Below are 23433 nucleotides of genomic sequence, written 5' to 3'. Positions count from 1 at the left end.
CCCCGGATACTGCCCCGGGTCCCTCGTGCCGTGCCGTCACGCCTGCCTCCTCCGGCGACCGGAGGCGATCCTGCCGCCGAGGACGATCGCGACCGCGATCAGGAACATCGCCGTTCCGATGACGTTCACCTGCACCGGGACGCCGCGCTGTGCCGCTCCCCAGACGAACACCGGGAAAGTGACCGTCGAGGGGCCGGCGTTGAACTGCGTGATGATGAAGTCGTCGAAGGAGAGCGCGAAGCTGAGCATGGCGCCGGCCGCGATGCCCGGAGCGGCCAGCGGCAGCGTGACCCGCAGGAACGTCTGCACCGGCCCTGCGTAGAGATCGCGCGCCGCCTCCTCCAGCCGCGGATCCATGCTCATCACGCGTGCCTTCACCGCGACGACCACGAAGCTCAGGCAGAACATGATGTGCGCGATCAGGATGGTGACGAAGCCGAAGGCGACCCGGGTGTTGAGGAAGAGCGTGCCGAGCGAGGCACCCATGACGACCTCGGGCATCGCCATCGGCAGGAAGATCAGCGCGTTGCCTGTGCCCTTGCCGCGGAATCGGTAGCGGGCGAGGGCGAACGCCGCGAACGTGCCGAAGGCGGTGGCGAACACCGTCGCCAGCAGGCCGATCTGCAGGCTCAGTGCGAGCGATCCGCACATGTCGGCGACGCCGCACGGGTCGGTCCAGGCGTCGGTGGAGAACGTGCGCCATTCGTAGTTGAAGCGGCCCGCCGGCTTGTTGAAGGAGAAGAGCATGACGACGGCGTTGGGCAGCAGCAGATAGACCAGCGAAGCCGCACCCGCGAGGACGACGGCGTTGCGACGCAGCCAGCGCAGCGGCGCGGAGCCCGGCTTCCTGGCCGGAGCCGGGGAGGTCTGCGCGGAAGCTGACGGGGAGACGGTTGGGGCGCTCATCACACGAGTTCCTCCGTTCCGGCCTTGCGCATGTAGACACTGACCACGATCAGGATGATCGCCATGAGGATGAACGACATGGCGGCGGCGGCCGGGTAGTCGAGGACGTTGAGGAACTGCTTCTGGATGGCGTTGCCGACCATCTGTGTGTTCGGCGAACCGAGCAGCTGGGCGTTGATGTAGTCGCCCGAGGCGGGGATGAAGGTGAGCAGCGTGCCCGCGACCACACCGGGGAGGGAGAGCGGGAAGGTCACCTTCCGGAAGACGGTCGCCGGCTTCGCGTACAGATCCCGTGCCGCCTCGTGCAGCGAGAGGTCGATCCGCTCCAGGGAGCTGTACAGCGGAAGGATCATGAACGGCAGGAAGTTGTACGTCAGTCCGCACACCACCGCGAGCGGGGTCGCCAGGAGTCTTTCGTCCCCGGTGAGGCCCAGCTGGCTCGTGACGTCCAGGATGTGCACCGACTTCAGTACGCCCACGACCGGGCCGGCGTCCGAGAGGATCGTCTTCCAGGCGAGCGTGCGGATGAGGAAGCTGGTGAAGAAGGGTGCGATCACCATCACCAGCAGCAGTCCCCGCCAGCGCCCCGCGCGGAAGGCGATCATGTACGCCAGGGGGTAGCCGATGAGAAGGCAGAGCACGGTCGCCGAGGCGGCGTACAGGAACGAGCGCAGGAAGTGCGGGGCGTACGTCGCAAGCGCGTCTGTGTAGTTGGTGAAGTCCCAGGTGACGCGGAAGCCTTCCTCCAGCGACCCGCTCTGCACGGACGTCGAGGCCTGGTAGAAGAACGGCGCGACGAAGAAGACGGCGAGCCAGAGCCCGGCCGGAAGCAGCAGCCAGTACGGCGTGAGGCGGCGTCGCGGGCGCGCGGCGGCACCCGCCACGGCTCCGTCTGACGGCCCGGAGGAACCGGAGCCGTGCGGCTCGGGCCCGGAAGGCGGCGGGGCGCCCGCGGAGGCGGGAACTGCCGGGGCGCTCACAGCGAGTCCTCCAGCGTGCCGGCGTCGGCGTCCTGGGCGGCGTCCAGCGCGAAGGTGTGCGCGGGCCGCCAGCGCATGACGACCTCTGCGCCCGGCGCCAGGCGGGCGTCACGCTCCACGTTCTGTTCGTAGACGCTGAACTCAGGGCAGACGGGGGTGTCGACGACGTACTGCATGGAGACGCCGAGATATCCGGCGTCACGTATGCGGCCGCTCAGGCGGTTGTCCGCGCTGCCTTTCCCGCTGCCGGTGTCAGCGTCCTCGGCATGCGCGAGCGTGATCTTCTCGGGGCGTACGCCGACGAGCACCTTGCCGCCCGCCTGCGGGTCCTCCACCGCGCACCGCTCCGCGGGCAGCCGCAGCGCGGTGTCGGTGCCGACGGCCTTGAGCAGCAGGTACTCCCCCTCGGTCTCGGTGATCTCCGCCTCGATGAGGTTGGAGGTACCGAGGAAGTTCGCGACGAAGGTGGAGCGCGGCCGCTCGTACAGCTCGTCGGGGGCGCCGAGCTGCTCGACCCGTCCCGCGTTCATGACGGCCACGGTGTCGGCCATCGTCATGGCCTCCTCCTGGTCGTGCGTGACGTGGACGAAGGTGATGCCGACCTCCGTCTGGATGCGCTTGAGCTCCAGCTGCATCTGCCGGCGCAGCTTGAGGTCGAGCGCGCCGAGCGGCTCGTCCAGCAGCAGCACCTGCGGGCGGTTGATCAACGCGCGGGCGAGCGCGACGCGTTGCTGCTGCCCGCCGGAGAGCTGCCGCGGCTTGCGCTTGGCCAGCTGGCCAAGCTCGACGAGTTCCAGCATCTCCTCGACCTGCTTGCGCACGGACGTGATGCCGCGCCGGCGCAGCCCGAACGCGACGTTCTCCGACACGTCGAGGTGCGGGAAGAGTGCGTAGTTCTGGAAGACGGTGTTCACGGGGCGCTTGTGCGGCGGCAGCCCGGTGATGTCCTCGTCACCGAGCCGGATGCTGCCGCCCGTCGGCTCCTCGAGCCCGGCGATCATGCGCAGGGTCGTGGTCTTGCCGCAGCCGGATGCGCCCAGCAGCGCGAAGAAGGAGCCTTCAGGGATGGTCAGGTCCAGGGGATGCACGGCGGTGAAGTCGCCGAAGACCTTGCTGATTCCGGTGAGCGTGATCGTCATGGCCGATGCCCCCTAGGCGCCGATGAGCTTGGCGAACTTGTTCTCGTAGCGGGCCTGTTCCTTGTCGGACATCGGCCGGAAGGCCTTTCCGCGCCCTGCGGTCCTGGCATCGGGGAAGATCAGCGGGTCCTCTGCGAGGTCCTTGTCGATCTTCTCCATCTCGGCCTTGGCCCCGGAGACCGGGCAGATGTAGTTGACCCAGGCGGTCAGTTCTGCGGCCACCTTGGGGTCGTAGTAGTAGTTGATCAACTCCTCGGCGTTCGCCCGGTGCCGTGCCTTGGCGGGTACGAGCAGGTCGTCGGTGGCGAAGCGGTAGCCGCTTTCCGGGATGGCGAACTCGATGTCCGGGTTGTCGAGCTTCAGCTGCACGACGTCGCCCGCCCAGGCCAGACAAGCGGCGATGTCGCCCGAACTCAGCTCGTCGATGTAGTCGTTGCCGCTGAAGCGTCGCAACTGCTTGCCGTCCACGGCCTTCTGTATCCGGGCGACGGCCCTGTCGAAGTCGTCGCCGTCGAACTTCTCCGGATCGATGCCGAGGTCCAGCATCGTCATCCCGACGGTGTCCGTCATCTCGGTGAGCATGGACACCTTGCCCTTGAGCGACTCGTCCTCCAGCAGCTGGCTGACGCTGGTGACCTTCTTCCCGCCGGTGGCCTTCTTGTTGTAAGCGACGACGCAGGCGATCCCCGCCCACGGATAGCTGTACTGGCGCCCCGGATCCTGCGCGGCCGTACGGAAGCGGTCCTCCAGGTTGGCCACCGCGTTGGGCATACGAGCGGGGTCCAGACGCTGCGCCCAGCCCTGGCGGATCAGACGCCCGGCCATCCAGTCCGTGAGGCAGACCAGGTCGCGGCCGGTGTCCTGGCCGGCAGCGAGCTGGGGCTTGATCTTGCCGTAGAACTCGTTGTTGTCGTTGATGTCCTCGACGTACTTCACCTTGATGCCGCTCTCGCGCATGAAGCGGTCGAGGGTGGGGCGCTTCTTCTTGTTCTTGTCGTCGACGTCGATGTAGAGGGGCCAGTTGGCGAAGTTGAGGACGCGCTCCTTCTTGGAGTGGTCCGGGGTGTCCTCGGGCTCGTTGCCGCCGCGGCTTCCCGCCGCGGGCGGTATGCCGCACGCGGCGAGTGCCGCGCCGCCCGTGGCCAGGGAGCCGAGGCGCAGCAGCCGGCGGCGGCTCATGGCCGCGCGTCCGCTGGTCAGGCTCCGTTCCCAGGCCTTGCGCACGGGCTCCGGCATGCCTTCGTACAGCTGCGGGTCCAGGTCCATCGGGGCTGCCTTCCGGTTGAGGGGACGGGGAAGGAAGTGCGGGTGGGGGCGGGGCCGCCTCCGGCTACGTCAGCGGTCGCCGAAGACGGTGCGGTGCCAGTCCTTGCGCGCCTGCGCGGTGGTGTCCTGCATGACGTGCTTGAGCTGTGTGTACTCCTCGAAGGAGTAGGCGGACATGTCCTTGCCGTAACCGGAGGCCTTGTAGCCCCCGTGCGGCATCTCGCTGATGATCGGGATGTGGTCGTTGATCCAGACGCAGCCCGCCCGGATCTCGCGTGCCGCGCTGCCCGTACGGAAGACGTCCCGGCTCCAGGCGGAGGCGGCCAGCCCGTACGGGGTGTCGTTGGCCAGTGCGATGCCCTGGTCGTCCGCGTCGAAGGGCAGCACCGTCAGCACCGGTCCGAAGACCTCCTGCTGGACGATCTCGCTGTCCTGGGGCGCGTCCGTGACGAGCGTGGGCAGATAGTAGGCGCCCTTGGCGAGTTCACCGCCGGGTGCCTCGCCTCCGGTGACGACGGTGGCGTAGGAGCGTGCCCGCTCCACGAATCCGGCGACGCGGTCGCGGTGCGCGTGCGAGACGAGCGGGCCCAGGTCGGTGCCGGGTGCGAAGGGGTCGCCCACCCGTACCTCACGCATCAGCTCCGCGACGCCGCTCACGAACTCCTCGTACAGCGGCCGCTGTACGTACGCCCTGGTCGCGGCGGTGCAGTCCTGGCCGGAATTGATCAGCGCGCCGGCGACCGCTCCGTGCACGGCCGCCGTCAGGTCTGCGTCGTCGAAGACGACGAACGGCGCCTTGCCGCCCAGCTCCAGATGGAGCCGCTTGACGGTGCCGGTCGCGATCTCGGCCACGCGCCTGCCCACGGCCGTCGACCCGGTGAAGGAGGTCATCGCGATGGACGGATGCCCGACCAGCGCCTCGCCGGCGTCCGCGCCGGCGCCGGAGACGATGTTGACCACTCCGTCCGGGATGCCGGCCTCGCAGGCCGCCTCGGCGAACATCAGAGAGGTCAGCGGAGTGAGTTCGGAGGGCTTGAGGACGATCGTGTTGCCCGCCGCGACGGCAGGGAGGATCTTCCACGCGGCCATCTGCAGCGGATAGTTCCACGGCGCGACCGAGCCGATGACGCCGAGCGGTTCGCGGCGCACGTACGAGGTGTGGTCACCGCTGTACTCGGCTGCGGCGACGCCCGGCAACTGGCGTGCGGCTCCCGCGAAGAACGAGACGTTGTCGAAGGAGCCCGGTACGTCGAACTCCTCGGAGAGCTTCAGCGGCTTGCCGCACTGGAGCGACTCGGCGTACACGAAGTCCCCGGTGCGCTCACGCAGCACGGCCGCCCAGCGGTGCATCGCGTCGGACCGTTCGCCCGGCGTCGCCCCCGCCCACTCCGGCAGCGCCCGCCCGGCCGCCTCCACGGCCGCGCCGACGTCGGCGGGGCCGGCCAGTTCGTACCCGAGCACGCTCTCGCCCGTGGCCGGGTCGAGGACGGTGTGCGTGCGTCCGGAGGTTCCGGATCCGAGCCGGCCTGCGGTGAACTGCGCGCCCGCTGCGAACCGTGAGGACACGTCGAAGCGCTGGACCATCGGGCTCTCCTGCCAGGGCGGGACGTCAGCTGGTTTGAACGCCGATCCTGACAGGACGATCCCGATTCAACAAGGGATTCCGTCGTTACTGTTTGATTGCGCTACGGAATCTGCAGCATGCAGCCGATTACAGCCCACGATCCGCAGCGCCGGGCAGTACCAGCACCGCCGCGCGCTTGCGTGCGTCGAGGGAGGAGCCGTCTCCAGAGCCGGGATCGGTGTCGTAGTTCCCGAACTCCTCGCCGTGGGCCAGCATCACGACGATGAAGACGACGAACAGCACGGACAGGACCGTGCCGATGATCCCCATCACGAAACCCGCCACGGCCTGGCCCCGGCCGCCCATCTCACCCCGGTCGGCGGCCCGCTTCGCGGACAGGCCGAGACCCAGCGCGACCGGTGCGAGGAAGATGCCGATGAAGCTCCCCCAGCAGGTGATCGCGGCGGCGAGGCCGATGATGCCGACCACCATCGAGGCGACCGACCGCCCGTTGGAGAGCGGGGCGCCGTGCCAGCCGAAGCCGCCGGGGCCCGGGGCGTGACCGGGGCCCGCTCCGTATCCGTAGGGCTGCGGCGCCCGGGCCGGATAGCCGTAGGCGGCGCCGCCCTGTCCGTACTGCGGCCCGCCCTGCCCGTACGGCGACGGCGCCGCGTACGGCGAAGATCCGTAACCGGAGCCCGGTGCACCGCCGGCGCCCCCCGGAGGTGCCCCGGGCGCGGGCGGAACCGGAGGGGGCACCGCGGCGCTGCTGCCCGAGGTGATCGTCGGCTGCTCGTGCACCGGATTGTGCTTACGGGCCTCTTCGTTCTGGTCCATGCTCCCCCTGCCCGGTGCGACCCCGTCCCTCGGAGGCGCCCACGGATCGTGCTCGTCGCCGGACGGCCGCGGCTGTCCGGTGTCGTCTGCCATGTCCCCTCCAGGGGGTGCTCGTCCTGGTCCCTCCGGGGGGCCTCGTACGGCGGCCATGCTATTCGTCCGGCGGAACGCCCCGCATACGATGATCCGGATACCTTTCCCCCGCTGGAGGCCTCCGTTGTCCGACCTCAACGCATTCATCGCCGGGCTGCCCAAGGCCGAGCTGCACGTCCACCACGTCGGCTCGGCCTCACCCCGGATCGTCGCCGAACTGGCGGCCAGGCACCCCGACTCCAGCGTTCCGCACGATCCCGAGGCCTTGCGGGAGTTCTTCACCTTCACGGACTTCGCGCACTTCATCGAGGTCTATCTGTCGGTCGTCGACCTGCTGCGGGACGCCGAGGACGTGCGGCTTCTCACCTACGAGATCGCCCGCGACCTCGCGCGGCAGCAGGTGCGTTACGCGGAGCTGACCGTCACGCCGTTCAGCTCCACCAGCCGCGGTATACCCGCCGAGGCCTTTCTGGAGGCCATCGAGGACGCACGGACCGCGGCGGAGAAGGAGCTGGGCGTCGTACTGCGCTGGACCTTCGACATCCCGGGCGAGGCGGGCCTGCCGGCCGCCGAGGAGACCACGCGCATCGCGACCGGGCTGGGCTGTGACGGCCTCATCTCCTTCGGCCTCGGCGGTCCCGAAATCGGCGTCCCGCGCCCGCAGTTCAAGCCGTACTTCGACAGGGCGATCGCCGCCGGGCTGCGCAGCGTGCCGCACGCGGGCGAGACGACGGGGCCCGGGACGATCTGGGACGCCCTGACCTCGCTGCGCGCCGAGCGCATCGGGCACGGGACCAGCGCCACACAGGACCCCCGGTTGCTCGAACACCTCGCGGAGCAGCAGATTCCGCTGGAGGTCTGCCCCACGTCCAACATCGCCACCCGCGCCGTCGCGGACCTCGACGAGCATCCGGTGCGGGAGATGGTCGAGGCCGGCGTCCTCGTCACGGTCAACAGCGACGACCCGCCCATGTTCAGCACGGACCTGAACACCGAGTACGCGATCGCGGCCCGCCTGCTCAGCCTCGACGCCGCGGGCATCGCCGAACTCGCCAGGAACGCGGTGCGGGCCTCCTTCATGGACGAGGCCGGCAAGAGAGGGCTGAGCGGCGAGATCGACGCGTACCTCACCGACTGGGGCCGGCAGTCCTGAGGCAGCGGCCGCTTGCAGCCGGGCGGGCGCCCGTCTTCAGGACTGGTACGGGTTCTGCGGCGGCTGCCCGCCGCCCTGCGGCCCCTGCTGACCGGCGAACGGATTGCCCTGCTGCGGGGGCCGGCCCGCACCCGGCTGCGAGGCGCCGCCGCCCTGTGCGAGCAGCTGCTCCGCGTTCTCCTTCGTCACCTCGCTCGCGGCGCCGCAGAAGGTGCACTGAAGCTGGTGCTTCGGCGGTGCGATCGGGAACAGCGGGATGAAGAACAACGAGAACTTCGTCACCTTCTTGCGCAGGGCGTGAGCCGACGGGTTGCCGCAGACGCTGCACAGCAGATTCAGCATGGCCAGCTGATGCGTCTTGGTCGAGGCGCCGAAGATGAGCACGGGTGCTCCGTTTCCGAGTGCGTACAGATGTCTCACGTAGACAACCACCGGGCGCATACCACCCGTCAAGTGAGCCGTGTAACGAGACGGCCCCAACAGGGCAGAACGTGACAGCGCACCCCGTACACGCCGCGGGCCCCGGAGTGCACGGCACTCGGGGCCCGCGGGGACCGGCGGCAGGGCTCAGGAGCCCGGAGGCTCAGCTCACAGCGCCGTCATCACGTGCTTGACGCGTGTGTAGTCCTCCAGGCCGTACGCCGAGAGGTCCTTGCCGTAACCGGACTTCTTGAATCCGCCGTGCGGCATCTCCGCGACCAGCGGGATGTGGGTGTTGATCCACACGCAGCCGAAGTCCAGCGCACGCGACATCCGCATGGCGCGGCCGTGGTTGGTCGTCCACACCGACGACGCGAGCGCGTACTCGACGTCGTTCGCCCAGCCCACGGCCTCGTCCTCATCCGTGAACTTCTGGACGGTGATCACCGGCCCGAAGACCTCGTTCTGGATGATCTCGTCGCCCTGGCGCAGCCCCGAGACGACGGTGGGCGCGTAGAACCACCCCTTGTCGCCGACCCGTTCACCGCCCGACTCGACCTTCGCGTGCGCCGGCAGCCGGTCGATGAAGCCGCTCACCTTCTCCAGGTGCGTGGGGTTGTTGAGCGGCCCGTAGAAGCAGTCCGGGTCGCTGAGGTCGCCGGTCTTCACCTCGCCCGCGGCCTTGGCGAGCGCGGTGACGAACTGCTCGTAGACACCCTCCTGTACGAGCACGCGGGTGGCGGCGGTGCAGTCCTGGCCGGCGTTGAAGAAGCCGCCGTCCCGGATGCCCTCCACGGCGGCCGAGACGTCCGCGTCGTCGAAGACGACGCACGGCGCCTTCCCGCCCAGCTCCAGGTGCACGCGCTTGACGTCCTTGGCCGCGCTGCCCGCGACCTCGATGCCCGCGCGCACCGACCCGGTGATCGAGGCCATGGCGGGGGTCTTGTGCTCGACCATGAGACGGCCGGTGTCGCGGTCGCCGCAGACGACGTTGAAGACGCCCTTGGGCAGGATCTCGCCGATCAGCTCGGCCATGAACACGGCGGAGGCGGGGGTCGTGTCGGAGGGCTTGAGGACGACCGTGTTGCCCGCCGCCAGCGCGGGGGCGAACTTCCACACGGCCATCATCGCCGGGTAGTTCCACGGTGCGACCTGCGCGCAGACGCCGACCGGCTCACGTCGTACGTACGACGTGAGACCTTCCATGTACTCGCCGGCGGACTTGCCCTCCAGCATCCGGGCGGCGCCGGCGAAGAAGCGGATCTGGTCGAGCATCATGGGCAGTTCTTCCTGCCGCGTCAGCTCCAGTGGCTTGCCGCAGTTCTCGCACTCGACGGCCAGGAATTCGTCCGCCCGTGCCTCCAGCGCGTCCGCGATCTTCAGGATCGCCTTCTGCCGCTCGGCCGGGGTGGCGTCGCGCCAGGCCGGGAAGGCCTTCTCGGCGGCGGCCATCGCGGCGTCGACGTCGGCGGCTGCGGAAAGCGGCGCGGTGGCGTACACGTCGCCCGTGGCCGGGTTCACCACGTCAGTGGTCCGGCCGTCGGCGGCGTCCCGGAACTCCCCGTCGATGTAGTTGCGCAGCCGACGCAGCTCGGTGGTCACTTCGCACCCCTCCTGCTCCGTTGTCCATTGGGTGAGACCGCCACCCTAACCAGCAGCGCAACGCTTTCGATACACCACCACACCAGCAACGACGGATTCTGTTCTTGTGGGCACCTATTGCTTCGAATTACATCGCTTATGGGTTGCGATTCGGAGGAGGTCTCATGCACAGTGGCGTGCGTGGCCCGAGAAGCGAAGAAGACAAACGGCATCCGTTCGCTTGACGATGTATCGCTGGCGATCATCGAACAGCTGCAGGAGGACGGCCGGCGCCCGTACGCCGCCATCGGCAAGGCGGTGGGCCTGTCGGAAGCCGCCGTGCGGCAGCGGGTCCAGAAGCTCCAGGACCAGGGCGTCATGCAGATCGTCGCCGTCACCGACCCCCTCACGGTCGGCTTCCTGCGCCAGGCCATGGTCGGCATCAACATCGAAGGCGATCTGGAGTCCGTGGCCGACGCGCTCGCGGAGATCGACGAGGTGGCCTATGTGGTCATCACGGCCGGCTCGTTCGACCTGCTCGTCGAAATCGTCTGCCAGGACGACGTACACCTCCTGGAAATGATCAACAAGCGTATCCGTTCGCTGCCGGGCGTGCGCTCCACCGAGAGCTTCGTCTACCTCAAGCTGCGCAAGCAGACCTACACCTGGGGAACGCGATAACCGTGAGCAAGGACCCTTCCAAGAACGCCCACGACCACCTGTGGATGCACTTCACCCGCATGTCGTCGTACCAGCAGGCGCCCGTCCCGACCATCGTCCGCGGCGAGGGCACCCACATCTACGACACGAACGGCAAGCGCTATCTCGACGGCCTCGCCGGACTCTTCGTCGTACAGGCCGGGCACGGCCGCACCGAGTTGGCCGAAGCCGCCAACAAGCAGGCGCAGGACCTCGGTTTCTTCCCCATCTGGTCCTACGCCCATCCCAAGGCCGTCGAACTCGCCGAGCGGCTGGCGCACCACGCCCCCGGCGACCTGAACAAGGTCTTCTTCACCACCGGCGGCGGCGAGGCCGTCGAGACGGCGTGGAAGCTCGCGAAGCAGTTCCACAAGCTGAACGGCGCCCCCGGCAAGTACAAGGTCATCTCACGCAACGTCGCCTACCACGGCACCCCGCACGGAGCGCTCTCGATCACCGGACTCCCGGGTCTCAAGGCGCCGTTCGAGCCGCTCGTGCCGGGCGCGCACAAGGTGCCCAACACGAACATCTACCGGGCGGCGGCGCACGGCGACGACCCCGAGGCGTTCGGCCGCTGGGCCGCCGACCAGATCGAGCAGCAGATCCTCTTCGAGGGCCCGGAGACCGTGGCCGCGGTCTTCCTCGAACCCGTGCAGAACGCCGGCGGATGCTTCCCGCCGCCTCCCGGCTACTTCCAGCGGGTCCGTGAGATCTGCGACCAGTACGACGTGCTACTCGTGTCCGACGAGGTCATCTGCGCCTTCGGACGCCTGGGAACCCTCTTCGGCTGCGACAAGTTCGGTTACGTGCCGGACATCATCACGTGCGCGAAGGGCATGACCTCCGGCTACTCGCCGATCGGCGCCGCGATCATCTCCGACCGCATCGCCGAGCCGTTCTGGAAGGGCGACAACACCTTCCTGCACGGCTACACCTTCGGCGGCCATCCGGTCTCGGCAGCCGTGGCGCTCGCCAACCTCGACATCTTCGAGCGCGAGGGACTCAACCAGCACGTGCTGGACAACGAGGGCGCGTTCCTGGCGACGCTGCGGAGGCTGCTCGACCTGCCGATCGTCGGCGACGTGCGCGGCGACGGCTTCTTCTACGGCATCGAGCTCGTCAAGGACAAGGCCACCAAGGAGACGTTCACCGAGGAGGAGTCGGAACGCATCCTCTTCGGCTTCCTCTCCAAGGCGCTCTTCGACGCCGGGCTCTACTGCCGCGCCGACGACCGCGGCGACCCCGTGGTCCAGCTCGCTCCGCCGCTCATCTCGGACCAGAGCGTCTTCGACGAGGCGGAGGGCATCCTCCGGTCCGTGCTGACGGAGGCGTGGACGAAGCTCTGAGCGATGAGCGGATGAGCGGGCAGCGAGGAGCTCGCGGGCTTCCGGGCCCGTGGGCTCCGGGCTCGTGGGCTCCGGGCTCCCGGGCTCCCGGGCCCGTGGCGCCCCCGGCCCGCGGCGCTCCTGGCCCGTGAATTGAACTCCCGTCCCGCTACGCCCACTTGAGCGCGAACCACAGTTCCATCCGTACGTCCGGATCGGCCAGGTCCTCCCCGAGCAGCGCGGACGCACGGGCGACGCGCTGCCGGACGGTGTTGCGGTGCACCTCGAGCGCGACCGCCGTACGGTCCCAACTGCCGTTCAGCGACAGCCACATGCGCAGCGTCTCGACCAGATGCGGGCTCCCGTCGAGCGGCCCGAGCCGTGCCGCCGCCAGCGCCCTGCCCTCCTCGGGCGCCACCAGCGAGGCCACGTCCGCGACGTCCCCGGCGCCCTGGGGCCTGCGGTGCACCAGCGGCCGCCGTTCCGCGAGCGCCCGGCGCAGCGCACGGGCCGCCTCGGCGCCGCCCCGGCTCAGCTCCGCGGCGGGTACGGGGCTGCTCACCCCGAGGGTCCAGCCTTCCTGGGCCTCAACCGGGGCCTGTCCGTCCGTCCGTTCCGCCGGCCCGTGCGCGGGCACCAGGGCCCGCAGCTCGTCGCCGGCGGCGTCGACGAGCGTGGTGCCCAGTCCCGCCGCGAGTGCCGCCGTCGCGAAGGGGTCCGGTTCCTGCCCGTCCGCCGCCTCCCCGGAACCTGCGCCACCCGGCGCATGACCGCGGCGCCGCTGCCCGTGCACCACGGCCCAGCGGCGGGCGCCCCCGTCCAGCAGCGGTGCGGCTTCCTCCGCCGAGGCGCCCAGCATCAGCCGTACGAGGGCCGCAGAGCGCTGCTCCTCGGCCTCGGCGGCACGCCGCTCCGTCAGCAGCGACAGCAGCACGACGGCCACCGCGGCGATGGCGCCGTCGATCTCGTCCCGGTGAGGTGCGCACAGTCCGAGCGCGAGGGGCCTGCGCCTGCCGCTGCCCACTCCGTACACGCTCAGGTGGAGTTCGCCGGAGGAGCCCGCGGCGGAAGTGGGCCCGGGCCGCAACAGGCCGGTGAGCGACGCGAGTTCGGCGCGCGCCTCCGGGGGCGGCGTCCTGCCTGCCGATGCCAGCTCGGCGCCGTCCGGGTCCAGCAGCACAGCCCACGCGTCCAGACGCCGGGCCAGCTGCCCGAGCACCGCCGGTACGGGGTGCGCGGCGGCGGCAGCCGCGGCAAGCGTCTGCTGCGCCTCGCTCAGCCTGCGCAGCGCCTGGTGCCTGCGCTGCGTGACCGCCTGCCAGACGGCCCGCGCGACGGCGGTGAACGGAGTGTCCCGCGGCACCTCGACCAGCGGCAGGCCGTGCCGGTCGCAGGCGGCCGCCAGCTCCGGGGGAACCTCGTCGTGCACGGGGGCGATGCCGAATCCGAGCGCCGCCGCGCCCGCCTCCACCGAACGCTGCACGTAGCGCTCCCAGTGCCCGTCCTGGCCGGGGCCCGGAGGGCAGTGCACGCCCGCGCTGAGCAGCAGCTCCCCGCCGAGCAGATACGGCAGCGGGTCCGCCATCTCACTGGTGTGCACCGAGTGCACCGGCGTCTCCCGTTCGGGGCCCGGACCCGCGGCCTGCCGCAGACCGAGCTCCGGGTCCTCCGTCAGCACGGACAGCGGCACCGGGACGGTGGGCGGAACCAGCTCCTGCACGGCCACCCCACCCTTCGATGGACGATTCCTCCAGCCGATGGCCTCTCGATGGAGGAAACGTACACTTCCTGGCCGCCTTGACGACACCTAGGCTCCCGCTCGAACGCTCGCAATATCCCCGTCCCGCACCCCCGTCCCCACACCCCCGCTCCCCCTCCCCGCATCCCGCTCGTCCCGCTCGCCCCGAGGAGCGCTCATGGCCGTCGACTACGCAGTGATCATCATCTATCTCGTGGGCATGCTCGCGGTCGGCTGGTGGGGCATGCGCCGCGCCAAGTCGAAGAGTGACTTCCTCGTTGCGGGCCGGCGCCTGGGCCCCACCCTCTACTCCGGCACCATGGCCGCCATCGTGCTCGGCGGCGCCTCGACCATCGGCGGCGTCGGCCTCGGCTACCAGTACGGACTCTCCGGCGCGTGGCTGGTGTTCACCATCGGGTTCGGGCTGCTGGCCCTGAGCCTGTTCTTCTCCGCCCGCATCTCCCGGCTGAAGGTCTACACGGTCAGCCAGATGCTCGACCTGCGCTACGGCGACTCGTCCTCGGTGATCTCGGGGGCGGTGATGTGGGCGTACACGCTGATGCTCGCCGTCACCTCGACGATCGCGTACGCCACCATCTTCGACGTCATCTTCGGCCTGGACAGGTGGCTGGCCATCGTCATCGGCGGCGGCATCGTCATCGCGTACTCGACGCTCGGCGGCATGTGGTCGATCACGCTGACGGACATGGCCCAGTTCGTGGTCCAGTCCGTCGGTGTGCTGCTGCTCCTGCTGCCCATCGCCGTCTGGAAGGCGGGCGGCATCGACGGCATGCAGGAGCAGCTGCCCGACGACTACTTCTCCCCCATGAACATCGGCGTGCAGACGGTGTTCACGTACGTGCTGATCTACTCGTTCGGCATGCTCATCGGACAGGACATCTGGCAGCGCGTGTTCACGGCGCGCAGCGACACCGTCGCCCGCAGCGGCGGTTCGGTCGCGGGCGTCTACTGCCTCGTGTACGCGATCGCGGGCGCCGCGATCGGCACCGCGACCAAGGCGCTCTACCCGAAGCTGGACAGCCCCGACGCGGCGTTCGCCACCATCGTCGGCGAGGCGCTGCCCCTCGGCGTGAAGGGACTTGTGCTGGCGGCGGCGCTGTCGGCGGTCATGTCCACCTCCTCGGGCGCGCTGATCGCGTGCGCGACGGTCGCCAACAACGACATCTGGAAGCGGCTGCGCCGCAGCGCGCCCGAGCCGGGCGCGGAGGGCGAGGGAGCCCACGACGAGGTCCGCGGCAACCGGATCTTCATCCTGATCATGGGTGCGGCGGTCGTGGTGATATCCATCGCGCTCAACGACGTCGTCGAGGCCCTGACCGTCGCGTACAACCTGCTGGTCGGCGGGCTGCTGGTGCCGATCCTGGGCGGTCTGGTCTGGAAGCGCGGCACCGCCAACGGCGCCCTCGCCGCCGTCGCCGTGGGCGGCGCGACGGTCATGGCGATGATGGCCTGGAAGGGCGTACTCGCCAACGAGGCCATCTACTTCGGGCTGCTGGCCTCGTTGCTCACACACGTCGTGGTGAGCCTCGCCGGCAAGCCGACCGACCCCGCGGTGCTCGCCGAATGGCGGGCGCGGCTCGCGGGCCAGGCGCACGAGGACCCGAAGCCGGGCGGTGAGCAGCCGGGCGCCGACGCCCCCGCCGGAGTCTGACCCCGCACCGCTCACCGGCCGGACCCGGCCGCCGACCGCACCCGGCCGCCCCGGCCCTCCGAAACCACCCCGACGACGAAAGGCGCAACCCCCCGCATGGCACCCGCAGCCGCAGTACGTACCGGAGGCGACCTCGTCGCCGAATCCCTCACCGCCCTCGGTGCCCGTACGGTCTTCGGACTGCCGGGGCAGCACGCGCTGGGGGCGTTCGACGCCGTACGCCGCTCCCCGCTGTCGTACGTCGGGCTGCGGGTGGAGAACAACGCAGGTTTCGCCGCGGATGCCTACGCCCGCCTCACCGGCACCGTGGCACCGCTGCTGATCTCCACCGGACCCGGCGCGCTGATGTCGCTCGCCGCGCTCCAGGAGTCGGCGGCGGCGTCGGCGGCCGTGCTGGGCATCAGCAGTCAGGTGCCCACGGCCGGGCTCGGGGGCCGCCGCAAGGGATATCTGCACGAACTCCGCGACCAGCAGGCGTCGTTCCGCGACATCGTGAAGTCCGTCCACACGGTGCGCGCCGTCTCGCAGATCCCCTCGGCGCTCGCAGCCGCCTGGGCCAACGCCCTGGAGGCGCCCTGCGGCCCGGTGTGGGTGGAGATACCGCAGGACGTCCTCCTCGCACCCACCGACGTGCCGCCCCCCGATTCGCTCGCCGCCGAGGACGGACCGGCACGCCCGCGGCCCCTCCCGGCACGTCCCGAACTCACAGCCCGCGCGGCCGCGTTGCTCAACGCGGCCGAGCGCCCCGCCGTGCTCGCCGGGGGCGGAGTCGTACGGGCGGGCGCGCAGGCACAGCTGCTCGGCCTCGCCGAACGGCTGGACGCCCCCGTCGCCACGACCTTCGGCGGGAAGGGCGCCTTCCCCTGGGAGCACCGGCTCTCGCTCGGCTCCTGGCTGGAGGACCGGTACACGACCGACTTCCTCGAGGACGCCGACGTGCTGGTCGTCGTCGGCTCCGGACTCGGCGAACTCTCCTCGAACTACCACACGTTCGCGCCCCGCGGCCGTGTCGTGCACATCGAGGCGGACCTGGGCAAACTGGAGGCCAACCACCCCGCCCTCGGCATCCACGCCGACGCACGCGCGGCGCTCGGGGCACTGGCCGGCGCCGTCGCCCCCCGCCCCGCCGGCCGGGCGGCACGTGAGGTCGCGGAGCTGCTGGAACGTGTACGGAACCGGATCGCCGCCCAGGGGCTGGAACTGGAACAGCAGGTGCTCGGCGCCGTCCGGGAGGCGCTCCCCGACACCTCGCCCAGCTTCTGGGACATGACGATCCTGGCGTACTGGGCGTGGTCCGCCTTCGACCCCCGCGAGGGTGCCATGCACTCCGCCCAGGGGGCAGGCGGTCTCGGATACGGCTTCCCCGCCGCCCTCGGCGCCGCGGCCACCGACCCCGGGCGCAGCACGCCCGTCCTCGCCGTGTCGGGCGACGGCGGAGCCATGTACTCCATCGCCGAACTCGCCACCGCCCGCCAGTACGGCCTGCCCGTCACCTGGCTCATCGTCGACGACGGCGGCTACGGGATCCTGCGTACGTACATGAACGAGGCGTTCGGCGAGACCACGGGCACGGAGCTCGCCCGCCCCGACTTCGTCGCGCTCGCGGAGTCGTTCGGCGTACCGGCCGTGCGCAGCTCTCCCGAGCGGCTGCGCGAGGACCTCGCCGCGGCACTCGCCGCTCCCGGACCCTCGGTGGTCCTGCTCCCGGCCGAGCTGCGGATGTTCGCCCCGACGCATCTGACCGGCGAGGCCTGAAGCGGCTCACGGACCCGGCTGGAGGGTTCACGGGAACTCCCGCCGGGCCCGTGACCAGGACGACGGACGGGCCACAGGCAGGGCCGACAGGCGGGGCCATCTGCGGGGCCCGTTCGGTGGAATCTGCGCCGCGCCCCGGCGGATGGCACCGCGTGGGCGCCCCGCTGTCCTTACGGTTCCTGTGACCGATCGCCCCAGGCCCCTTCCTTCACCCTTGCGTGGGACAGGGCCCGGCAGGGACCAGCAGAGCAGAGGTGAGTGGAGGTGCCCTCAGTGGCAGCACCCCCGGACAACGACGTGCTCTGGGCACGCGGACTGCATTACTCGCACGGCGGTTCACCCGCCCTGCAAGGCGTATCGATCGGCGTCCGCGCCGGCGAGATCGTCTCCGTCACAGGACCCCGCGGCAGCGGCAAGACGACCCTGCTGGGCTGCCTGTCCGGTCAACTCACGCCGCACAAGGGCGAGATCTGGTTCAACAGCGTTCCGGTGCACACGCTCTCCCGCACCTCGCGCGAACGCCTGCGCCGCGACCGCTTCGGCTGGGTCGGCAGCGAGCCGCAGCTCATCCCCGAACTGACGGCGTGGGAGAACGCGGCCCTGCCGATGCTGCTGTGCGGCACCGGTTCCCGCGCGGCCCGCAAGGCCGCCGTCGAGTGGCTGGAGCGGCTGGACGTCGGTGAGTGCGCACGTAAGCGCCCCTCGGCGCTGCGGCAGTCGCAGCGTCAGCGCGTCGCCATCGCCCGCGCCCTGGCCCCCGCCCCCGCGATCGTCTTCGCGGACGAACCGACCGCTCCGCTGCACCAGGCCGAACGGGCACAGGTGCTGCGCACGCTGACGACCGCCGCGCGTACGCACGACATCACCGTGGTGCTCACGACCCACGACCCCGCCGTGATGCTGCCGAAGGTGACACCGGGAGACCCTCAGGCCGCGGACGCCGCGGGGCCCACCCTCGCGGACCGCAACCTCACGCTCGTCGACGGCAGGCTGAGCGGCGGACTGGTCGCTCCGGCACCCGGAGACGCGAGAGACAGCGAGGACGACGAGAACGACGGAACCGGTGGCAAGGGCATGGCCACGGGTGAAGACGACTCGGACGGCGAAGACTCCAAGGGTGCCGCGTGCTCGCTCTCCGTCTAGCCCGCGGTGGTCACCCCCTCACGCTGCTGCGCCGCCTCCTCGTGGCCTGCGCCACCGCAGTCGTGGGCTTCCTGCTGCTGGCCGCGCTGAGTCATGCCCTCGCTCACCCGCAGCAGTCCGGTGGTTCTCTCGTTCGGCTGGTGTGGTGCCTCGCGCCGCTCGCGGCCGCCGTTCAGTTCGCCGCCGCCGTGGCCCGTACGGAGCCCGGTTCGCGGTCCCTCTCGGCGCTGGACACCGCCGGGGTGGGGCCGGCCAGGATCCCGTTGCTGGCCGCGGTGTCGACCGCGATGTCCTCACTGCTGGGCAGCGCCGTCGCGCTCGTGATCTATCTGCATCTGCGCGGGCAGCTCGCCTCGGTACCCTTCGACGGTGCGGCGGTCGAACTCCTCGCCGCCGGCCACCCGTTGCCCTTCGCCGCGACCCTGGTGCTGCTCTGCGTGCCGCCGCTGGTGGCCGCCGGCGCCGCGGCGCTGGCCACGCGGCCCGGGATGCTTCCCGCGGTCGCGGCCGCCGGTGCCGGCACGGGCAGCGGCGCACACACCGGTACGCACTCCACCGACGGCGCCGGTCACGGCACGGGCGGCCATCGTGAGCGCACCGCGGACGAGCGGGAGGCGCAGTCCTTCCGCGTGCTGCCCGGCTCGCTTCCCGCGGCCGTCACCCTGCCGTGGGGCACCGCGCTCATCGCCGCAGGCCTCGCGACGGAGACATACGCGAGCAGGTCGCCGAAGCCGCTGTCCCTGTCGGCCGTCCTGTCGAACAGCGCGCCGGGCGTGCTGGGCGGCTGGCTGCTGACCGCCCTCGGGCTCGTACTGGCCGGGCCGGGAATCACCCAGCTGTGCGGCCGGCTGCTGGCGGTCGGCAGGCCGGGAGCCGTGCGGCTGCTGGCGGGACGGGTGCTGCAGCAGGAGTCCGCGCGCATCGGCCGGCCGCTGGGTGTGCTGTGCGCGGTGGCGGCGGGCGGACTGGCCGCGGCCGAACTGTACGGGGCCTCTCCGCAGGTGGGCGCCCGCATGTTCGGGCCACTGGCGCTGCTGGGCGCGGCACTCGTCGTCGTCTGCGTGACGGCGAGCGCGCTGACGGCCGCCGCGGAGTCGCGCGCCGCACGCAAGCCGGCGAACGCGGCGCTGATCAGGCTCGGTGCTCCGCGGCGGTTGCTGCGGGGCGCGGCCGTGCTCCGCTCGGCCGTGGTGTGCGTGGTGCTCGGCGCGCTCACCTGGGCGGTGGGACAGCTCGCCGCGCTGCCGCTGACCACCTGATTCCCGTCCGTCCGAAGCGGCACGGACATTCCGCCCGCGCACCCAGGGGCGGTCCCCTTCGCACAAGGGGGCCGCCCTTCGGCGTGTGCCGCATACGCTGACGGCATGCTTGACCACGAGATAGAGAGCCTCGAAGAGTTCGACGACGTCGTCGAGGCGACCGGATCGCTCAGCGGCTGGCGTGTGCAGTCCGTGGACCTGCGGGAGCGTTCCGCGGCACTGGCCGCAGCGGAGACCGACGGCACCGTCTTCCTGGGCTGTGCGATGGCCGCCGAGGCGGTCGTCCGCGTGCAGGAGGGCGGCGGGCTGGTCTTCCCTCCCGTGCCGGAGCTGCCGTTCAACCCTTACCGCGGGCGGCTCTACGCTCCCGACGAGCTCTTCAGCGGACTGGCCGAGGGGTACGAACACACGCCGGACGCCCGCTCCTACGCCTGGTTCCAGCGGACGAAGAGCGACGGTGACGTCTTCTCCTCGATGCTCCGCGCCGTGCACGACGACGCGGTCTCCGACGCTCTCGACGAACAGCTCGTCGGCGCCCGGGTCGTGGGCGTCATGGGCGGCCACAAGCTGGCACGCGACAGCAGCGCGTACGCGAGCGCGGCCCGCCTCGGGCGCGCCCTGGCCCGTACCGGTCACACCGTCGCGACGGGCGGCGGTCCCGGTGCGATGGAGGCCGCCAACCTCGGTGCGTACGCCGCGCCCTTCGAGGACGGCATGCTCGGCAAGGCTCTGGAGATGCTCTCGTCCGCGCCTTCCTTCGAGGAGTCGGTGGGCGAATGGGCGCGGGCGGCCTTCGAGGTGCGGGAGGGCTGGCCGGGCGGCGGCGCGTCCGTGGGTATTCCCACCTGGTTCTACGGGCACGAGCCGCCCAACGCGTTCGCGCAGCACATCGCGAAGTACTTCGTCAACGCGGTACGTGAGGACGGCCTGCTGGCGCGGTCCAACGCCGGGGTGGTCTTCCTTCCGGGCGCGGCCGGGACCGTACAGGAGATCTTCGACAACGCGACGCCCAACTACTACCAGTCGCGGGGCGCGCCCACCCCGATGGTGCTCGTGGACGAGGAGCACTGGACGCGTACGCTGCCGTGCTGGCCCCTGTTGCAGGCGCTGGCCCGCGACCGGCCGATGGCTTCGCGTATCGCGCTGGCGCGCTCCGTCGAGGAGGTGCCGGAGACCCTCGCGCGGCTGACGGGCTGAGGCGGAAGCCGTCGAGGTGCCGCGTTCGTTCAGCCGCCGAGCCGCACCACGTCACGCACGTCGAAGGCGGCGCCGACCGTGGCACCGGTCTCCGGAGCCTCGCGGAGGGAGCAGGAAGCCTCCAGCCGCGGGCCGGTCTCCGGGCGGAGCAGCAGCGTCACCGCGGCGGCGTCGCCGCCGCGGAAGGTGCGCGCCTCGACGGTGCACGGCAGTCCGTCGCCGGTCTCCGTGAGCCGGACACCGGCCGGACGTACGAGGAGACGGCACTCGCCCGGGGGCGTGCCGTCCGGCACGGGAAGCTTGCCCCAGGGGGTGTCGGCGACGCCGCCGTGCACCGTCGCGGCCACGACGTTGTCGAAGCCGAGGAAGCGGGCGACGAACTCCGAGGCGGGACTCCGCCACACCTCCAGCGGAGTGCCCGCCTGTGCGACGCGCCCCTCGTTCATCACAACGACGCGGTCGGCCAGTGCGAAGGCCTCACCCTGGTCGTGCGTGACGGCGAGCACCGTGGTCCTCAACTCGGCGAAGAGCGCGCGCAGTTCGACCACGAGCCGTTCGCGCAGCCCCCGGTCGAGCTGACCGAGGGGTTCGTCCAGCATCAGCAGGCGCGGCTGCGGCGCGAGCGCACGGGCCAGGGCGACGCGCTGCTGCTCGCCGCCGGAGAGGGCGGTGACCTGGCGCCGCTGTGTGCCGGGCAGGCCGACGAGAGCGAGGAGTTCGGCGACGCGCTCGTCCCTCTCGTGCCGTCCGACGCCCCGCATGCGCAGGCCGAAGGCGACGTTGCCGCCGACGTCGCGCTGCGGGAAGAGCTGGTGGTCCTGGAACATCAGGCCGACGCCGCGGCGGTGCGGCGGCACACCGTCCTGGTCTCGGCCGGAGAGCAGCACCCGCCCCGAGCGGGGTGTGTGCAGCCCTGCCGTGACCCGCAGCAGAGTCGACTTGCCGCTGCCGCTGGGGCCCAGGACGCACACCGTCTCGTGGTCGGCGACGTCCAGGTCCACACCGTCCAGTGCGAGCCGGCCGGCGCCGAAGCCGGCCGTCACACCGTCGAGTTGCAGCATCTAGAACTCTCCCGAGGGGTGGGTGCGTATGCGTTCCAGCGTGAGAAGCGTCGCCGCGCACACGAGCATCAGGACAGTGCTCATTGCCATCGCCTGCCCGTAGTTGAGCTCGCCGGCCCGGCCGAGGAAGCGGGCGACGGCGACGGGGAGAGTCGGGGCGTCGGGCCGCGCGATGAAGACCGTCGCGCCGAACTCACCGAGTGAGACGGCGAAGGCGAATCCCGCGGCGACCAGCAGCGCGCGGCTCACCATCGGCAGGTCCACCTCCCGCCAAGCACGCAGCGGCGAGGCGCCGAGCACCGCCGCTGCCTCGCGCAGCCGGACGTCCACCGCGCGCAGCACCGGCAGCATCGTCCGTATGACGAAGGGGACCCCGACCAGCGCCTGTGCGACCGGGACGATCATCCACGAGGAACGCAGGTCCAGTGGCGGCTCGTCCAGCGCGATGAGGAATCCGAAGCCGACGGTGACCGCCGAGGTGCCGAGCGGCAGCATCAGCATGGAGTCGAAGCCCCGTACGAGCCGGTCGACGGCTCCGCCACGGCCCCTCGTCGTGAGCGCCGCCGCGGCCAGACCGCCGACGGTCAGCGCGAGGAGCGTGGCGACCGCGGCGTACGCAAGGGAGTTCCCGATCGCCTCGACGGGCGGGACGGTGAAGGTGGCGTCGCCCGAAACCTCGCCCAGCGCACGGTAGTTGGCCAGACCGAAGCCGTCCGGACCCTCGAAGGAGCGCACCGCCAGCACGCCGAGCGGAACGAGGATCAGCACGGCGGTCACCGTCAGGACGGAGCCCAGCAAGGCCCACTGGGCACCGCCGCGCGGACGCTGAGCGGTACGGGCGGCCGGCACCATGCTCAGGGCCGACTGCCGCTTGCGTACGGTCCGTGCGTGCACGGCGAGCAGCACGGTGACGGCCGCGAACTGGACCAGCGTCAGCACGGCGGCCGTCGGCAGGTCGAGCAGCGCGGCGGTCTGCCGGTAGATCTCGACCTCCAGCGTGGCGTAACGCGGGCCGCCCAGCACCTGTATGACGCCGAAGGAGGTGAAGGTGAACAGGAAGACGATCAGTGCGGCCGCGCCGACGGAGGGCGCGAGCGCCGGCAGTGTGACGCGGCGCCAGGCGGCGAAGCGGCCCGCGCCGAGCACCCGCGCCGCCTCCTCCTGCCGCGGATCGAGTTGCGACCACAGCCCGCCCACCGTCCGTACGACGACCGCGTAGTTGATGAAGACATGCGCGAGGACGATCGCCCACACGCTCGTGTCGAGGCGCAGCCCCGCCCACTCCTCCAGCAGCCCGCCCCGTCCCAGCAACGCAAGGAACGCCGAGCCCACGACGACCGTCGGCAGCACGAACGGGACGGTGACGACGGCGCGCAGCACCTGCTTGCCCGGGAAGTCGAACCGGGCGAAGACGAAGCAGCAGGGCAGTGCGAGCGCGAGCGTGCACGCGGTCGAAGCGGCGGCCTGCCACACGGTGAACCACAGCACGTGCAGCGTGTCCGGGTCGGTGACGACCTGCGTGAAGCGCTGGAGTTGCCATGCGCCGGCGGGCGTGCGCAGCCCGCGGCCGACGATCGCGGCCACGGGAAAGGCGAAGAACAGCCCGAAGAAGGCGACGGGCAGCGCCATCAGCGCGAGGCGCGCT

19 protein-coding genes are annotated in these 23433 nt (G+C 71.0%); 8 read left to right on the top strand and 11 right to left on the bottom strand.

Translation table 11 applies throughout. The features are described from left to right. Positions 1 to 36: 36 nt before the first annotated feature. The 6 genes from AN215_RS26400 to AN215_RS26375 form a co-directional block, all read right to left on the bottom strand. A complete protein-coding gene (locus tag AN215_RS26400; protein ID WP_079123428.1) occupies positions 37 to 906 on the bottom strand; it encodes an ABC transporter permease subunit in 870 nt (289 codons plus the stop codon). After that, on the bottom strand, positions 906 to 1886 hold the full coding sequence (locus tag AN215_RS26395; RefSeq protein ID WP_079123427.1) for an ABC transporter permease: 981 nt from the start codon (positions 1884 to 1886) through the stop codon (positions 906 to 908). The genes AN215_RS26400 and AN215_RS26395 overlap by 1 nt, the downstream gene beginning before the upstream one ends. Next, the gene (locus AN215_RS26390) at positions 1883 to 3025 is read right to left on the bottom strand and encodes an ABC transporter ATP-binding protein (RefSeq protein WP_070010682.1); all 1143 of its coding nucleotides are present in this window, start codon (positions 3023 to 3025) and stop codon (positions 1883 to 1885) included. Before AN215_RS26390 ends, AN215_RS26395 begins: the two co-directional genes overlap by 4 nt. Before the next feature lie 12 nt (positions 3026 to 3037). Further along, the gene (locus AN215_RS26385; protein WP_070010683.1) at positions 3038 to 4291 is read right to left on the bottom strand and encodes an ABC transporter substrate-binding protein; all 1254 of its coding nucleotides are present in this window, start codon (positions 4289 to 4291) and stop codon (positions 3038 to 3040) included. 69 nt (positions 4292 to 4360) lie between these two features. Beyond that, positions 4361 to 5875: a gamma-aminobutyraldehyde dehydrogenase gene (locus tag AN215_RS26380; protein ID WP_070010684.1), complete on the bottom strand. Its 1515-nt coding sequence runs from the start codon at positions 5873 to 5875 to the stop codon at positions 4361 to 4363. Between the two features lie 127 nt (positions 5876 to 6002). Next, positions 6003 to 6785: a DUF4190 domain-containing protein gene (locus tag AN215_RS26375; protein WP_171904287.1), complete on the bottom strand. Its 783-nt coding sequence runs from the start codon at positions 6783 to 6785 to the stop codon at positions 6003 to 6005. Positions 6786 to 6909: 124 nt separating this feature from the next. Between AN215_RS26375 and AN215_RS26370 the strand changes: the two genes are divergently transcribed. Next, positions 6910 to 7938, top strand: coding sequence for an adenosine deaminase (locus tag AN215_RS26370; RefSeq protein WP_070010685.1), 1029 nt, complete (start codon positions 6910 to 6912; stop codon positions 7936 to 7938). 36 nt (positions 7939 to 7974) lie between these two features. On the opposite strand, the gene AN215_RS26365 is transcribed toward AN215_RS26370, so the two are convergent. Together AN215_RS26365 and AN215_RS26360 are read right to left on the bottom strand one after the other, a co-directional pair. Beyond that, positions 7975 to 8322: a zinc-ribbon domain-containing protein gene (locus tag AN215_RS26365; protein WP_070010686.1), complete on the bottom strand. Its 348-nt coding sequence runs from the start codon at positions 8320 to 8322 to the stop codon at positions 7975 to 7977. Between the two features lie 204 nt (positions 8323 to 8526). Then, positions 8527 to 9960 carry a gamma-aminobutyraldehyde dehydrogenase gene (locus AN215_RS26360; protein ID WP_070010687.1) on the bottom strand — a complete coding sequence of 478 codons (1434 nt, stop codon included), beginning with the start codon at positions 9958 to 9960 and terminating at the stop codon, positions 8527 to 8529. Between the two features lie 171 nt (positions 9961 to 10131). Between AN215_RS26360 and AN215_RS26355 the strand changes: the two genes are divergently transcribed. Then, positions 10132 to 10620 carry an Lrp/AsnC family transcriptional regulator gene (locus AN215_RS26355; protein WP_420856145.1) on the top strand — a complete coding sequence of 163 codons (489 nt, stop codon included), beginning with the start codon at positions 10132 to 10134 and terminating at the stop codon, positions 10618 to 10620. Next, positions 10605 to 11984, top strand: a complete 1380-nt coding sequence (locus AN215_RS26350) for an aspartate aminotransferase family protein (RefSeq protein ID WP_079123424.1) — start codon at positions 10605 to 10607, stop codon at positions 11982 to 11984. The genes AN215_RS26355 and AN215_RS26350 overlap by 16 nt, the downstream gene beginning before the upstream one ends. Before the next feature lie 148 nt (positions 11985 to 12132). Here AN215_RS26350 and AN215_RS26345 read toward each other — a convergent pair whose 3' ends face one another. Beyond that, positions 12133 to 13683, bottom strand: coding sequence for a PucR family transcriptional regulator (locus AN215_RS26345; protein ID WP_070031281.1), 1551 nt, complete (start codon positions 13681 to 13683; stop codon positions 12133 to 12135). 196 nt (positions 13684 to 13879) lie between these two features. Between AN215_RS26345 and AN215_RS26340 the strand changes: the two genes are divergently transcribed. The 5 genes from AN215_RS26340 (at position 13880) to AN215_RS26320 (ending at position 20727) form a co-directional block, all read left to right on the top strand. Then, complete coding sequence (locus tag AN215_RS26340) at positions 13880 to 15373, top strand: sodium:solute symporter family protein (RefSeq protein ID WP_070010691.1); 1494 nt, start codon at positions 13880 to 13882, stop codon at positions 15371 to 15373. A gap of 96 nt (positions 15374 to 15469) precedes the next feature. Further along, on the top strand, positions 15470 to 17128 hold the full coding sequence (locus AN215_RS26335) for a thiamine pyrophosphate-binding protein (RefSeq protein ID WP_070010692.1): 1659 nt from the start codon (positions 15470 to 15472) through the stop codon (positions 17126 to 17128). 273 nt (positions 17129 to 17401) lie between these two features. Continuing rightward, positions 17402 to 18271: an ABC transporter ATP-binding protein gene (locus AN215_RS26330; protein WP_070010693.1), complete on the top strand. Its 870-nt coding sequence runs from the start codon at positions 17402 to 17404 to the stop codon at positions 18269 to 18271. Continuing rightward, positions 18253 to 19530 (top strand): hypothetical protein, encoded by a 1278-nt coding sequence (locus AN215_RS26325; RefSeq protein ID WP_070010694.1) that lies wholly within the window; start codon positions 18253 to 18255, stop codon positions 19528 to 19530. Before AN215_RS26330 ends, AN215_RS26325 begins: the two co-directional genes overlap by 19 nt. 105 nt (positions 19531 to 19635) lie before the next feature. Further along, positions 19636 to 20727 (top strand): LOG family protein, encoded by a 1092-nt coding sequence (locus tag AN215_RS26320; RefSeq protein WP_070010695.1) that lies wholly within the window; start codon positions 19636 to 19638, stop codon positions 20725 to 20727. 29 nt (positions 20728 to 20756) lie between these two features. On the opposite strand, the gene AN215_RS26315 is transcribed toward AN215_RS26320, so the two are convergent. Further along, positions 20757 to 21788 (bottom strand): ABC transporter ATP-binding protein, encoded by a 1032-nt coding sequence (locus AN215_RS26315; RefSeq protein ID WP_070010696.1) that lies wholly within the window; start codon positions 21786 to 21788, stop codon positions 20757 to 20759. After that, positions 21789 to 23417, bottom strand: a complete 1629-nt coding sequence (locus AN215_RS26310) for an ABC transporter permease (protein WP_070011314.1) — start codon at positions 23415 to 23417, stop codon at positions 21789 to 21791. Positions 23418 to 23433: the final 16 nt, after the last annotated feature.

The organism is Streptomyces abyssalis, assembly GCF_001751365.1.
GTDB lineage: Bacteria > Actinomycetota > Actinomycetes > Streptomycetales > Streptomycetaceae > Streptomyces > Streptomyces abyssalis.
This window is presented reverse-complemented; position numbering and strand designations above follow the sequence as displayed.